The following is a 14,211-nucleotide window of genomic DNA, read 5'->3' on the forward strand; positions in this document are numbered from 1 at the left end:
ACTTGCGGAGGGCTTTTTTGTTGCGGTCGACCGATTTTTTATCGCTTGTGAAAACCTCGTCGAAAAGCGCGAAACGGTGACGCCCGCGGCAATTTGGTGACATGCCACCGCTGTCCGCATTGTCATGTTGCGTTTCTGCTTATCTGCCTTGACAGGTGACATCCAGAACATGGTTACTGCACCTGAACGGGAGGGCATGATGAATCACACCTGGCAGGACGAATTTGACGAGCAAGACGTCATTAAACCTCTGGTACTGAGGGAAGACAGCGCCGACGCCGCCATAACATCCGGCGCCGACGACAATCTCCTCACCGTAAATTATGCGGAGGGCGAGTTCACCTGGTCCGCCGGCATAGGGGAGGACACGCTCGTTATCGACGCATCTGCAGTTTCCGATGTCATCCTTATGCACACGTCAAGCGGTGGAAGCTTCTATAGCGCGCCGTGGATCGAGAAGCTTAATGGCGGCGGGGCGCAAAGCAACTTCTACGGGGTGGAGCATCTGGTCGTCTATGGCGGTAACTCCGGCGACGTCCTGTCTGACCTCGCCGGTACCGACAGCCTCTTCGGCGGCGGTGGCGGCGATAGCCTTTTTAGTATAGCCGGGGTGGACGTCTTGGACGGAGGCGAGGGCTTCGATTCGGCCTATGTCTCGCGATCCCAGTCGGCCTTGAACTTCTTTGCCGATCTGGCTCAGGCAGAAACAGCCTCCGGCATTATTCTCACCGATGGAACTGTTGTTAAGAACGCGGAATATGTGTCCCTCCTCACCGGTTCCGGTGCCGACACGGTGTTAGGGGGCAGTGAACAAAGTGACATCTATGCAGGTGGAGGTAACGACTCCATTTCCGGCGGGACCGGATACGTGCAGATTTGGGGCGACGACGGTAATGACACGATTCATGGCGGCACGAATGGCGGCAATCTCTATGGCGGCATCGGCAACGACCTGATTTATGCCGGTATAGGGCCCGACGCCATTGAAGCAGAAGAGGGTAACGATACAGTTATCGGCAATGGCAACCTTACCACTGTGCACCAACTCGGGGGCGGAGAGGGAGACGACGTACTGTACGGCGGTGGCGGTTGGAGCAGCTTAGGTGGGCACGAGGGGAACGATACCTACTACATCGACAATTTAAGTCAGACCATCAATGACGGACTGAACAGCGGGAAGGATGTGGTTTATTCAAGCGTATCCTTCACCTTGAATAACGACCTAGAGGATTTGATCCTGACCGGATCGAGCAACCTGAATGGCACAGGCGGCAGTCTCGCCAACAAGATTACGGGAAACGCGGGAAATAACTCCCTGAATGGCGGTTCGGGCGCCGATACACTGACCGGGGGACTGGGTGACGACACCTACCTGATCGACAACGTCGGCGATAAAATCGTCGAGAGCAGCGGTCAGGGGACCGATACGGTGGCGTCTGCAATGTCGTTCAGTCTTTCCGGCAAACAACTCGAGAACCTGACCTTGACCGGTTCGGCGGCACTCACCGCCACCGGCAACAGTCTCGCCAATGTGCTTGCAGGCAATAGCGGCAATAACACTCTGGACGCGGGTGCTGGCAATGATCATCTGGATGGCAAGAGCGGCGCAGATACAATGATTGGCGGCAGTGGTAACGATACCTACATCGTGGACAGCAGCAACGATGCCATTACGGAATTTGCGGGTGGCGGAGCTGATTTCGTAAATGCTTCTGTCACCTACAGTCTGTCCGCCGACCTCGAAGTCGTGATCTTGACTGGATCGGCGGCCGTGAATGCAACAGGCAATGCCGGTAACAACACCCTCACTGGCAATGCAGGCAACAATATCCTGACCGGCGGCCTGGGTAACGACACCTACTATGTTCAGAATATCGGCGACAACGTCGTGGAATTGGCGGGAGAGGGCAAGGACCAGATTTTCTCGACGGCAACCTATACGCTTTATGGCCGCGTCGTTGAAAATCTTACCTTGACGGGAACATCTGCAGCCAACGCTACCGGAAATAGCCTCAGCAATGCACTAACCGGGAACGATGGCGCGAACATCATAAATGGCATGGGGAACAAGGATGTCCTGACGGGCGGCTTGGGAGCGGATATCTTTCTGTTCACCGCCGGCAGCGGTTTGGATACCATCACCGACTTCTCAATCGCGCAGAACGACACCATCAACATCAACGCCTATACGGGTGGCGCCATGACTCCAGCGATGGTGAGCCAAACAGGATTGAACGTCGTTATTACGCTCAGCAGCGGTAATGCCATCACTGTAAATGGCGCGATCCAGGCTGACGTCCTCGCACAAATCGTCTGGTAACTACATCTGCGTTTCGCTGGCGTTCTGCCCGTCTGTTGGAAAACCGGATTAGGGCATAAGTGATGGGGGTTTCAGGAACTGGAGCAAGAACCTCTAATATCAAAGGCGTTGGAGAATTACCTCTAAGAGACCCCCTCCGTCTCGACGCGTTTCGCCCAATGAAGGGGCTCACTTGCTCGCCATGGCACGGGCCACCCCGATCCCCATCAAAGATGGGGAGGAGAAGGAAGTAAGGGTTCGTCGAGAGCGGTATTACTTGACGCCCATTTCCTTGAGGAGGCGCTCTGCGCCGTCGACCTTGTCCATGGTCCACAGCATGTAGCGGCTGTCAGCATGGATGGTACGGTTGACCGAGGCCTCATACGACCAGTCGGAAATGACGCCGTCCAGCGTGCCGTCGAAGGCCAGTCCGACGAACTCGCCCTTGGCATTCAGGGTCGACGATCCGGAATTGCCGTTGGTGATGTCCACCGTCGACAGATAATTGATCGGCAGGGTGCCTAGTTCCGGTGACGCATAGCTGCCCCAGTTGCCGGTCTTGAGCTGGGCGATGAAATCGGCCGGCGCGTCGAAATCGCCCTTGCCGGTCTGTTTGGCCAGCAGGCCAGCAGCGGTCGTAAAAGGCGTCCAGATCTGTCCGTCCTTCTCGCGGCCTTGGACGTGGCCATAGGTGAAGCGCAGCGAACCGTTGGCGTCAGGGTAGAGGGTGCGGCCCTGGCTGGCCTCATAGGCGATCTGGCCGGCGACATAGACGGAGCGCGCCGCCTGGGTGCGGCCGGAACGGTCCTTGGTCTTCTGTTCGCGGGCAATATCGGCGGGATACATGGCCACGGCCAGTTGAATGAACGGGTCGGATGAGGCTTCGAATTCGGCCGGGGTCTTGTCCAGCCAGGCCAGGCGCGTGGCGGTGTCGCCCAGGTGCGTTTCGGCATAGAGGCGGTCGATACCGATGGCGTCGAGTTTGGCCAGGAAGGCGGGGTCCTGTCCCGCCGGCGAGGCCAGTTTGTATTCGACCAGAGCGGCTTCGAAGAGGGCGCGATCGACGCGCGGCACGTAGCGGCGCTCAATCGTGGTCAGACGTTCGGTGAGCTGGCGGCGGTCGCGATCCTGGTAGCCGCTTTCGCGGGCAGCGTCGGGCTTTTCGCGCTCCTTGGCGAAGCGGTAGGCCAGGCGTGCCGCCGTCAGCAGTTGCCCGCGGCTGACCGTGCCGGTGCGCATGGTATCCAACTGCGCCGCCTGGTCTTCGGCGACCAGGCTGTCGAGGCTGGTGATCGCGGCGGCGTAGGCGGCCGTGCGGGCGGGGTCGGCCTTGACCCAGTCACGGTAGGCGGTTTCCTGGCGCTCTTTGCGGCCGTTCAGATCGATGGCGTCGGCGCCGGCAATCTCGCCCAGGGTCTTTTTCTTGTAGTTATCGGCGCCCTTGATGATCGAGGCGTATCTGATGGTGGCGTCGGCGTCGCCGGCCGTCACCTTGGCGATCAGGTCGGAATAGTCCGACAGGAGCTTCTGTTGCAGGGGCGAGGATTTTTCGAAGCTGAAACGGGCTTCGGCGGCGGTGACCAGACGGGTCGTCACGCCGGGGAAGCCGGCAACCATGACGAAATCGCCCGCCTTCACGCCGTCCTTGGCGACCTTCAGATGGGCCTTGGGCTTATAGGGCACGTTGTCAGGCGCATAGGCGGCGGACGAGCCGTCCGGCGCGACATAGGCGCGGTAAAAGCCCCAATCGCCGGTGTGGCGCGGCCACATCCAGTTGTCGGTCTCGCCGCCGAAATTGCCAACGCCGCCGGCCGGGGCATAGACCAGGCGGACGTCCTTGATTTCCAGTTGCTGCTGAAGATAGTAGCTGGCGCCGCCGAAATAGGCGCGCACATCGCAGCGGCGGTTGGCCTGGGCCTCACACTCGGCGATCAGCGCCTTGCGGTTGCTGTCCAGGGCGGCATAGCGTTCCTGGCCGGACAGGGCGGAGGTAATGCCCTGGTTCATCCGGGCGGTGACGTCACGCAGATCCTCGATGACAAAGATCCGGGTGCCCGGCGCCGCCGGCAGTTCGTCCTTCAAGGTCTTGGCCAGGAAGCCGTTGGTCAGGTAGTCAGCCGCGGGGGTCGAATTGTACTGAATCGAACCGTAGACGCAGTGGTGATTGGTGGCGACGAGGCCTTCCGGCGACAGAAATGCTGCCGAGCAGCCGCCCAGCGAGACGATGGCGTTCAGCGGCGCGGCGGTGAAATCGCCGAGCTTGGTCGGGTCCATCTTCAGGCCGGCTTCGGTCAGGTGTTTGGCGATACCGGCGGTCTGGTTGGGCAGCCACATACCTTCATCGGCCTGAGCCAGGGGCGCGAAACCCGCCATGGCCAGAGTGAGTGCTGTCGATGCCAGTAGGGAGAAACGCATGAAATGCCTCATGTCACAAAAACCGTTATTTTGTAACGCATCGCACATGGTTTCAATTATGACAATCTGAAAATGCCCCGCCGCCCATGCGGCGCGTCTCATGCTGCGGACTGCGCGCCAAAAAGATCTTACCAGATTATATGAGCCAGAACGTCCGCCCGGGCGGCATTCAGCACCGTGACGACATCGTCGGCGGTGAGGGTAATCAGAACAGAGGTGCCGGATTGCGTGACGATCCCCGCGGTCGCTACGCCTCCTGTGTAGTCGGATATGCGAATGCTGTCGTTGTCGGTGGCGTTGAAGTCGGTGATCCTGTCGCGGCCGCTGCCCGGGCTGAACAGGAAGGTGTCGGCCCCCAGCCCGCCGGTCAGCACATCGCGGGCGCCCAGACCAACCAGCATATTGTTGGCGGAATTTCCAATCAGCGTGTTGCCCAGGCTGTTGCCGAACAGAGCGAAGTTCTGGTCACCCGTTACCGTCAGGTCTTCAACCACCGTGCCTTGCAGCGAATAGCTGCCCGAGGCGATGACGGTATCCCTGCCCTGACCGGCCAGTTCGACCACCTTGTCGCCGCCGAAGTTGACGTAATAGGTGTCGTCGCCCATTCCGCCATACATCGTGTCGATGCCGCCTGCGCCATCCAGACTGTCGTTGCCGTCGTCACCGTACAGGGTGTTCTTGCTGGCGTTGCCGGTCATCACATTGTCCAGAGCATTGCCCCAGCCGGTGATGCCCGCCGCACCCGTCATGATCAGGTTTTCCACCGCCGTGCCCTGCAAGCTGAAGCTGGCCGTTGCGATGACGGTGTCCCTGCCCTCGCCATTCAGTTCGACAACCTGGTCGTCGCTTGCATTGACATAGTAGGTATCGTCACCCATGGCGCCATACAGGGTGTCGAGACCGCCGGCCCCATCCAGGATGTCATTGCCGGTCTCACCGTTCAGGGTGTTCTTGCCTGCATTGCCGGTCATCACATTGTTCAGGGAATTGCCCGTGGCGGTCAGCCCGCCGGTCCCCGTCATGATCAGGACTTCGACCGCGCGGCCGAACAGGCTGTAGCTGACCGAGGTGAAGACGGTGTCTGTGCCTTCAAGGTGGAGTTCCTTGACCTTGTCATTGAGGTTATCGACGTAATAGGTGTCGTCCCCCACGCCGCCGGTCATGGTGTCCTGGCCCGCCGCCCCGTCCAGCACGTCATTCCCGGCCTGGCCGGTCAGGGCATTGTTGCCTGTGGTGCCGGTTATCGCGTTATCCAGACTGTTGCCGGTCCCGGCGAGGTTGGCGGTGCCTTCCAGCACCAGGTTCTCGAGCGCGCTGCCCAGTGTGTAGTCCATCACGGCATAGACCCAGTCGGTGCCTTCCAGATCGGCCTCCTCGACCAGGTCGGCGCCATCTATGTAATAGGTGTCGTTGTCGACGCCGCCGATCAGTGTGGCGTCGCCGGCCTGCCCCCTGCCATCCAAGGCATCGTTGCCGAGACCGCCTTCCATGCGGTCATAGCCTCCGCCACTACTGCGCAGCAGGTCATCACCGCCCTCGCCGATCAGGGTCTCATTGCCCAGGGAGCCACGGAGGGTGTTGTTAAGCCCGTTGCCCCTTATGGTGATGTTGCCGAGGTTTGGATCGACAACGCCGACGTTTTCCACGGCGGTTCCCGATATGTCGAACGACACGTAGGTGCTGACATCGTCGAAACCGCCGTTATCTTCTTCGACGATGACGGTGCGGGAATCGTGAACGACATAGTAGTCGTGACCGTTGCCGCCCACCAGGGTATCCGCGCCCAACCGGCCATCCAGCACGTCCTCACCGTCGCCACCTTCGATGCGATTTGCATTGGCGTCGCCCCAAAGATCGTCGCTGAATCGCGAACCGATGATGTTCTCGATTTGCGACAGGGTATCCGTGCCGGTAGGGCTCGTTGCCGTGCCTTCGGCCAGCCTCACCCACACGTAGGAGGTCGACGTGGCGAAGGAGACCGTGTCGAGGCCGCTGCCGCCGACCAGGGTATCGTTCCCTGCGCCCCCGATCATCAGGTCGTCGCCGTCCCCTCCGTTCAGCGAGTCATGGCCGCCCAGTCCGTCGATGGTATCGGTGGACTCTGTCCCGAGATAGGTGTCGTTGCCCGGCGTACCGGTAAAAACTGCGTCGAAAACAGGGGTCATACGACCCTCCTTCTGGTGAAATCGCGGCAGAGCCAACTTCAGCCCGTCAGCGTATCGAATTGCGCATCTATATCCATAATCTTTATAAGGATTTAAGCTGTATCTGACCTGTCACTGCGTTTCAAATCACATGTCCTGGCATGTTGGCTATACGATGGGTCGCTTGCGTCGAGATGCGATCTTGACGCGCCATCCATATATCATTTAATCATGATATATGGATAAAAAGCAGACCCTCGATGGCCTGGCCGCTTTGAGCCAGGAAACACGTCTGGATGTGTTCCGTCTGCTGGTGCAGGTCGGGGCAGAGGGCATGCCGGCCGGCGAAATCGGCGAAAGGCTGGGGGTACGGCAAAATACCATGTCCGCCAACCTTGCGGTGCTGAGCCATGCCGGGTTGATCCGCAGCAAGCGGGAGGGGCGCAGCATTCGCTACTTCGCCGACATGGCCGGCGTGCAGGGGCTGCTGGGGTTTCTTATGGAAAATTGCTGTGGTGGGGCGCCGGAGATGTGCCAGCCCGTCATCGCCAAACTCACCTGTGGGTGCTGAGACATGTTTACGACCTCGCGCAAACTGTTCGCGGAAGGCCTGGGCACGGCCCTGCTGCTGGCGATTGTTGTCGGCTCCGGAATCATGGGTGAAAGCCTGGCCGGCGGCAACACCGCGATCGCTTTGCTGGGCAATACCCTGGCGACCGGCGCGGGTTTGGTGGTGCTTATCACCATCTTCGGACCAATATCGGGGGCGCATTTCAACCCGGTCGTGACACTGGCCTTCGCGGCGCGGCGCGAGATCGGCCTGAAGCCGGCGATCGGTTATATTCTGACGCAGGTGGCCGGGGCCGTTATCGGCGTAGGGATGGCCCACGCCATGTTCGGCCAGAGCATCGTTCAGGTCTCAACGAAGCTGCGGGACGGGACGTCGCTGGTGTTTTCCGAGGGGGTTGCGACCTTCGGGCTCATCGCCACGATCTTCGGCTGCATCCGGTTCAAGCCCGACTTTACGCCGGTGGCCGTCGGGCTTTATATCACCGCTGCCTACTGGTTCACCGCGTCGACCTCGTTCGCCAATCCGGCCGTGACCCTGGCGCGCAGTCTGACCGAAACCTTCGCCGGCATTGCCCCTGCGTCCGTGTCGCTGTTCGTCGCCGCCCAGTGCGCCGGTGCCGGGCTGGCCGTCATCATCTTCGGCTGGCTGTTCAGCGATCAAACCACCTCACATCCCATCACTTCAGAGGCTGACCTATGAGCGCCACCATCTACCACAATCCCGACTGTGGGACATCGCGCAACGTCCTGGCCGTGATCGAAGCCGCGGGTTACCGGCCGACCGTCATCGAATATCTGCAAACCGGGTGGGACCGCGACCCGCTTCTGAAGCTTCTGGCCGATGCCGGGCTGACGCCGCGCCAGGCCCTGCGGGAGACAAAATCTCCGGCAAGGGACCTGGGTCTTCTGGAGCCGGGCGTTAGCGACGAAACCATCCTCAGCGCGATGCTCAGGACGCCCGTGCTGGTCAACCGGCCTTTCGTCGTCACGGCGAAGGGCACAAAACTGTGCCGGCCTTCCGAAACCGTGCTCGACCTGCTGGACACATGGCCGGCCGGACCGTTCCAGAAGGAAGATGGCGAACTGATGATAGATGCCGAGGGTCGCCGTGTCTGATATTCTGCCACAGTCGGAACGCAAGGAGAGCGCCGCCGCGGCCAGCAAGCGGGTCTGCCTAGAGTCGATATGAGGATTGGATTCCATGTTTGAACCGGTAGATTCCCACGATAACGGCCTTGTCTCCTGTCTTGAGGCAGAAGGTCTTCCGACCATTGACCTGGACCGGCCTGGGCGCATCTTCTGGAACCTGTCCATCGAAGGCCAGGTGACCGGTTATGTCGGAATGGAGATTTACGGCGACGCCGCACTTCTGCGGTCGCTGGCTGTTCTCCCGCAATACAAGGGCAAGGGCTATGGCGCCCGACTGGTCGCCGAAGCCACCGGCCAGGCCAGACTACGCGGCGTTTCCAGCCTATGGCTGTTGACGAAGACCGCCGAACCCTTCTTCAGCCACCTCGGCTGGCGGATTACGGAGCGCGGGTCTGCGCCGGAGGCCGTGGCGCGGTCAGACGAGTTTGCAGGCCTGTGCCCTGCCAGCGCTCTGTGCATGTCGTTACGGATTTAGAGCGGACCTGCATGACGCGAAAAAGCCCCGGATCGCTCCGAGGCTTCTTTTGTATGAGGCGATAAGGGTTATTGGCCGCCCTGCGACACGGATTCCAAAGCGTCGTTCTGGGCCGTCAGGGTCGGCAGAGTCGCCGAGGCGAAGGTCTTGGCGGCTTCGTCCGAAGCCGTCGCCGCGAAGCTTTGGTACAGGCCCTCGCTGTCGTGGCTGACCTGGCCCTGCAGTTCCAGGTACTTGGCGTCGAACTCGGCGCCTTCCAGCGTGTTCAGATCAGCCAGTTTTTGCTTATAGGCCTCGTCCCAGTTCTGGTCGAAGTGCATGTCCGAGGTCGAGGTCTGGATCGCCGTCACCATGCCGGCGCGGGTCTTGGTGGCGTCGTTCAGGACCGACTGGGCCGTGTCCTTGACTTCCTGGGTCGAGCCCTTCTGCAGGGCGATCTCGGCAGCGGCTGCGCTGAACTCATTGGCTAGGAACGCCTGCTGCATGAAGGCCTTGGGCGCCGAGGCGTCGGCGACGGCCGGGGCGGTGTCCGGCAGCGTGGCGTCCGGAGTTGTTTGGGCGACGCTGTCGGCGGCGGCGTCCGGATTGGCCGGCGGCGTCGCCGGGGTCTCTACGGCCGGCTCAGCCGTGGGGTTGGGCGTGGCCGTCGTGTTGGGGGCTTCGACGGTCGGGGCCGGCGTGGTGGACGGCGCCACCGAGCCCGGCACAGTCGCCTGAGACGGAACGGCCGCCGACGGATCGGTCGCGGTGGTGTCCTGGGCCGTGGCGCTCAAGGCCGTAGCTGCAACAATGGCAGCCAGAACACCGGTGATCTTATAAGCATAACGAGCTTTCATGACAGTCTCCTTTGTAAGGCATGGGGTGGCTGTACGACAGCCCCAAGCAGGACGCAGACTATGTCAGTCATCAGAGGTAATAATGTGACACCAAAGGGCTTTTTCAGCAAATATAGACTGTGAAGACCTTGGCGATAAAATCAGGAATGCGTAAAAATACTCAGATATTTGGCGAAATTTGGCGATTCCGAGGCGATTGTTGGGAATGTAGACGGCTATTCTCAAGATAGATTGGAGCTTGCTACGCCCCCTCCGTCTCGACGCACTTCGCCCCATAAGGCGCTCGCTTGCTCGACACCTCCCCCGCAAGCGAGGGACGATAAGATGAAAAAAAGCGCCGGAGCTGAGCTCGGCGCTTTCTTAGGGTTGTGTTAACCGTACCAAACTCACTTGGCCTTGGCGACCTTGACCGGTGCCGCGACGGCCGGGTGCGACTTGAAATAATCGCGCAGGGACTCGGCCGCTTCCGGGTGGTTTTCCGTGCAGTCTTCCAGCATGAAGCCCAACAATTCGGAAAAGTGAGAAAAATTAGCGCGGTAGATGATGGACCGGCCGTCGCGGTACGCCGTCAACAGTCCGGCACCCGTCAGGATGCTCAAATGAGTCGACGCCGTATTGGCCGGAATCCCGTTACTTTCAGCGATTTTGCCCGCTGCCATGCCGTCCGGGCCGGCCTTGACGATGGTGCGGAACACATTCAAACGCCCAGGGTGCGCCAAGGCAAACAGGTTCACCACCGCATCATCGCTCGTCATAATTCAACCTAACAGGAACCGACCTCAGAATTCAGTTTTCTACTATTACAAAACTATGGAAACATAAAGGCGGCAAGAAAAATAACGCAGGTTCATCCCCATGTTAATCGATTGCCGGACACGATCTGCACGCAAAAAGAGCGTGCCCCACCTCCCCGTGGGACACGCTCAGGTTTTGCCCTTCACTTTATTCGATGCCGTCGCGGTCAGGATGCGAGGCGGAGGTGGTTTTCGCCCATGCGTTCGAGGCGCGCGCCGAGGGTTTCACCCTCCAGCATCGCCTGCGGCATATTAGCCATGACATCGACCCGGCCGGCCAGGATGTCGAACACGTCGGCATAGGCCGCCGCAATCGTCGCCGAGGTGCCCATGACGTCGCACGGATCCGGCAGGTGCCAGTCGACCACGACCGGGTTGCCCTTGAACTGGGGCGTGCGCGAGCTGCCACGGCGATCCGGGCACAGGCGGATGATAATGTCGAAGGCCGGATCGTGCTTGCCCATGACGGCCGTGATCGGCTTGGTCGCCAGGCGCGCCGGGTTGTAATTTATCTTGTGCAGCAGGGCCAGGGCGTAGGGGCTGATCGCCGGAACCGGGTCATAACCGGCCGACCAGGCTTCGAAACGGCCGGCGCCCAGCCGGTTCAAAAGCGCTTCGGCCAGGATCGAACGCGCCGAATTATGGGTACACAGGAACAGGACATTGAATGTCCGAAAGCCACTCGTCGTCATACGCTAACTGCCCTCTCACTGATGAAGCTTCTGCCTCGGCCTACGAGAACGAAGTTATCAGCGAAGAATAAGGAAGCTGTTAGGAAAAGCGGTTAATTTGACATGAACGTCAAAAATGTTGGCCAGAAGTAACTCGCTACGATTTGGGACGTCCCGCCGACCGCAAGATACCCCTCCACCGCTTCGCGGTCCCCCTCCCCACTTCGTGGAGAGGAGGGAGCCTGGAACCCCGATAGCCATAGCCCTCAATCACTTGCGAGGAGGGAGAGGGCAACAAAAAAAGCCTGCCGCGAGAGGACGGCAGGCTTTTTCGATAACTTTGTCGGCGTCGCAGTTAGGCGGCGACGGTGCCCGACTGGTCGTGCGGGTCGCGCAGAACGTAGCCACGGCCCCAGACGGTTTCAATGTAGTGGTTGCCATCGGCCGCGACCGCCAGCTTTTTGCGCAGCTTGCAGATAAACACGTCGATGATCTTCAGTTCCGGCTCGTCCATGCCGCCGTACAGGTGGTTCAGGAACATTTCCTTGGTCAGGGTCGTGCCCTTACGCAGGGACAACAGCTCCAGCATCTCGTATTCCTTGCCGGTCAGGTGCACGCGGTTGCCCGAGACTTCGACGGTCTTGGCATCCAGGTTGACGACGATGTCGCCCGTGCGGATGATCGACTGGGCATGGCCCTTGGAACGGCGGACCACGGCGTGGATACGGGCGATCAGCTCGTCCTTGTGGAACGGCTTGGTCATATAGTCGTCGGCGCCGCCGCCAAGAGTCTTGACCTTGGTGTCGATTTCCGAGGTACCCGACAGGATCATGACAGGCGTGTTGACCTTGCCGACGCGCAGCTGGCGCAGGACTTCCAGGCCAGACATGTCGGGCAGGGACAGGTCGAGCAGGATCAGGTCGTAGTCGTAGATCTTACCCAGATCGACGCCTTCTTCACCCAGATCGGTCGTATAGACGTTAAAGCCTTCGGACTTGAGCATAAGTTCGATGCTTTGCGCCGTAGCGCTATCGTCTTCAATAAGTAGTACGCGCATTTAAGCCCCTCCCGGCTTTCGGTGGCTAAAGAGATCTGCGGAGGCAACATGCATCCGCCGTTGACGCATGCTAGACAGCAAATCCCTTAAGATTGGTTAAGCTTAATAAATCAGTTCAAGGGCGTAAGGTGATTTGCGAATCGGCGGCAAGAGTCGCGAGTCAAGGATTCTCTTTATTCACAGGATTGTTTGCGGCCTTTTTGGCCCCGAAACCAAAGATGAGTCTTTTGAATCACACAGTGTGATAAGGAAGACTCATGTGCACGGCGTCTTGGGCCGAGGGGACAGAATCGCCCGTTCAGACGGCTTTTTCGTGACCGGGGTGGAGCATTTCGGCCAGTTTCGGGTCGTGGCGTTCGGCTGCCGCCGCCATGCGGACGATGTCGTGACGGACGTGGTTGGCATCGTGACCGTCGCGCATGTCGTTCAGCCGGCGGGTCAGCCAGGCATCAATGTCGCCGCGCCATTCCGGAGCGCCATTGAAAAATCGCGTGAGATTGTTGCGCGTCACCTCGGCGCTGAGGTCGCCGGTCAGGTACATCTGAAGGATGCGGCCGATATTGATGTCGAGCGCCTGGTGGGCGGCATCACGGGTCATGGACATGGCTGTCACTCCAATGCCCCACCCCAGCCCGGAAAGACGAATTATACCACAGGCCGATTTGTCACGGTGATCACCAATTCGTAAACGCCGGGATGGTGCTTTGGCGGAACAATGTTACAGTCGCGGGACCTGCCGTCAGAGCAGGATTTCCGGGGTTGGGTTGATGACATTTACGAATAACTGGTCGCGACGCGGCCTTATGGGCGCTGGGCTGGGCTTCACTCTGCCCGGTATGGCGGGCGCCCAGGTGGTGACCGCCCAGGGAGCGCAGCAGGTCGTCCCCGACAAGGAAGCCGGGGTGCGGCTGGCGGCGCGGCCCGATGCCGCAGACCGGCTGACCGTCGAGGTGATGATCAATGGCCGCGGACCTTACCGGTTTGTCGTCGACACCGCCGCCGAACGTTCGATCCTGACCGAGGATATCGCCGCCGAGCTGGACTTGCCGCGCGGCCCCAGCGTCATGGTGTCGGGCATGGCCAAGCGGGTGCCGGCGGCCACCGTGCCGGTCAAGGAACTGAGCTTCGGGCCATTCCGGCGGACGGGGCTGAACCTGCCCGTTTTGCCGCGCAGCTCCGTCATGGCCGACGGTTATCTGGGGCTGGACGCCATCGACGGCACGCGGGTGACCTTCGACTTCGCCGGCGGGGCACTGCGGATCGAAGAATCGGCTGAAGTGACGCGCGACCACAGCGCGACCGTCACCCATGTCGCCGCCAAGGGCCAGGGCGGCTTTCTGCGGATCTTGGATTGCCGGGTCGATACCGTCACGGCCGTGGCCTTTATCGATACCGGCGCCGAGGTCTCGGTTGGCAATGTTTCGCTGATGAATGCCTTGAGGGCGCGCAATCCCAACCTGTTCGCCTTCGCCAATGTCACCCTGACCGGGGTGACCGGCGGCGAGGTTACCGGACCAGTCATCCCCGCCAAGCGTATCCGGCTGCAGAACCTGGGCTTTCGCGATGGGACGCTGGTGATCGCCGATGTTCCCGACTTCGCCGTGTGGAAGACCAAGTACCGGCCCAGCCTGCTGATCGGGATGGATTATCTGCGCCAGTTCGCCTCGGTGACGCTGGATTACCGGTCGCGCGATATCCGGTTCGAACTCAGCGCCGCGCCGCCCAGTCCGAAGCCGGATGTGGTTATCGAGCAGGTATAGAGCGTTAGGGTTTTAGACGGAGCCACCTGCGCTTGCAGTAA

The 14,211-nt window shown here is 60.4% G+C and carries 13 protein-coding genes; 6 read left to right on the forward strand and 7 right to left on the reverse strand.

The genetic code is table 11. From position 1 onward, the window contains the following. Window positions 1-199: 199 nt before the first annotated feature. Window positions 200-2,320, forward strand: coding sequence for a beta strand repeat-containing protein (locus tag ABAC460_RS48715; RefSeq protein WP_023456014.1), 2,121 nt, complete (start codon window positions 200-202; stop codon window positions 2,318-2,320). 252 nt (window positions 2,321-2,572) lie between these two features. On the opposite strand, the gene ABAC460_RS47755 is transcribed toward ABAC460_RS48715, so the two are convergent. Both ABAC460_RS47755 and ABAC460_RS0125375 read right to left on the reverse strand, forming a co-directional pair. Then, window positions 2,573-4,714 carry a S46 family peptidase gene (locus tag ABAC460_RS47755; protein ID WP_031237643.1) on the reverse strand — a complete coding sequence of 714 codons (2,142 nt, stop codon included), beginning with the start codon at window positions 4,712-4,714 and terminating at the stop codon, window positions 2,573-2,575. Between the two features lie 128 nt (window positions 4,715-4,842). Then, complete coding sequence (locus ABAC460_RS0125375) at window positions 4,843-6,879, reverse strand: calcium-binding protein (protein WP_023456016.1); 2,037 nt, start codon at window positions 6,877-6,879, stop codon at window positions 4,843-4,845. Between the two features lie 217 nt (window positions 6,880-7,096). Between ABAC460_RS0125375 and ABAC460_RS47760 the strand changes: the two genes are divergently transcribed. The 4 genes from ABAC460_RS47760 to arsN2 all read left to right on the forward strand — a co-directional run bounded on the left by ABAC460_RS47760 (window position 7,097) and on the right by arsN2 (window position 9,052). Then, window positions 7,097-7,429: an ArsR/SmtB family transcription factor gene (locus tag ABAC460_RS47760; protein ID WP_023456017.1), complete on the forward strand. Its 333-nt coding sequence runs from the start codon at window positions 7,097-7,099 to the stop codon at window positions 7,427-7,429. Window positions 7,430-7,432: 3 nt separating this feature from the next. Further along, window positions 7,433-8,128 carry an MIP/aquaporin family protein gene (locus ABAC460_RS47765; protein WP_023456018.1) on the forward strand — a complete coding sequence of 232 codons (696 nt, stop codon included), beginning with the start codon at window positions 7,433-7,435 and terminating at the stop codon, window positions 8,126-8,128. Beyond that, a complete protein-coding gene (arsC, locus tag ABAC460_RS47770; protein WP_023456019.1) occupies window positions 8,125-8,544 on the forward strand; it encodes an arsenate reductase (glutaredoxin) in 420 nt (139 codons plus the stop codon). The genes ABAC460_RS47765 and arsC overlap by 4 nt, the downstream gene beginning before the upstream one ends. A gap of 85 nt (window positions 8,545-8,629) precedes the next feature. Beyond that, window positions 8,630-9,052 carry an arsenic resistance N-acetyltransferase ArsN2 gene (gene arsN2, locus ABAC460_RS47775; RefSeq protein ID WP_023456020.1) on the forward strand — a complete coding sequence of 141 codons (423 nt, stop codon included), beginning with the start codon at window positions 8,630-8,632 and terminating at the stop codon, window positions 9,050-9,052. 68 nt (window positions 9,053-9,120) lie between these two features. Here the strand turns inward: arsN2 and ABAC460_RS48720 are convergent, their stop codons facing one another. The 5 genes from ABAC460_RS48720 to ABAC460_RS47800 all read right to left on the reverse strand — a co-directional run bounded on the left by ABAC460_RS48720 (window position 9,121) and on the right by ABAC460_RS47800 (window position 13,014). Next, a complete protein-coding gene (locus tag ABAC460_RS48720; RefSeq protein WP_023456021.1) occupies window positions 9,121-9,888 on the reverse strand; it encodes a DUF4142 domain-containing protein in 768 nt (255 codons plus the stop codon). Between the two features lie 386 nt (window positions 9,889-10,274). Continuing rightward, on the reverse strand, window positions 10,275-10,643 hold the full coding sequence (locus ABAC460_RS47785; protein ID WP_023456022.1) for an ArsR/SmtB family transcription factor: 369 nt from the start codon (window positions 10,641-10,643) through the stop codon (window positions 10,275-10,277). Between the two features lie 206 nt (window positions 10,644-10,849). Next, window positions 10,850-11,374, reverse strand: a complete 525-nt coding sequence (locus ABAC460_RS47790) for an arsenate reductase ArsC (protein WP_023456023.1) — start codon at window positions 11,372-11,374, stop codon at window positions 10,850-10,852. Between the two features lie 334 nt (window positions 11,375-11,708). Further along, a complete protein-coding gene (gene ctrA, locus ABAC460_RS47795; protein WP_006273621.1) occupies window positions 11,709-12,410 on the reverse strand; it encodes a response regulator transcription factor CtrA in 702 nt (233 codons plus the stop codon). Between the two features lie 298 nt (window positions 12,411-12,708). Beyond that, window positions 12,709-13,014 (reverse strand): hypothetical protein, encoded by a 306-nt coding sequence (locus ABAC460_RS47800; protein ID WP_023456025.1) that lies wholly within the window; start codon window positions 13,012-13,014, stop codon window positions 12,709-12,711. Window positions 13,015-13,177: 163 nt separating this feature from the next. Between ABAC460_RS47800 and ABAC460_RS47805 the strand changes: the two genes are divergently transcribed. Next, window positions 13,178-14,170: a retropepsin-like aspartic protease gene (locus ABAC460_RS47805; RefSeq protein WP_081716707.1), complete on the forward strand. Its 993-nt coding sequence runs from the start codon at window positions 13,178-13,180 to the stop codon at window positions 14,168-14,170. Window positions 14,171-14,211: the final 41 nt, after the last annotated feature.

It is taken from the genome of Asticcacaulis sp. AC460 (genome assembly GCF_000495795.1).
GTDB lineage: Bacteria > Pseudomonadota > Alphaproteobacteria > Caulobacterales > Caulobacteraceae > Asticcacaulis.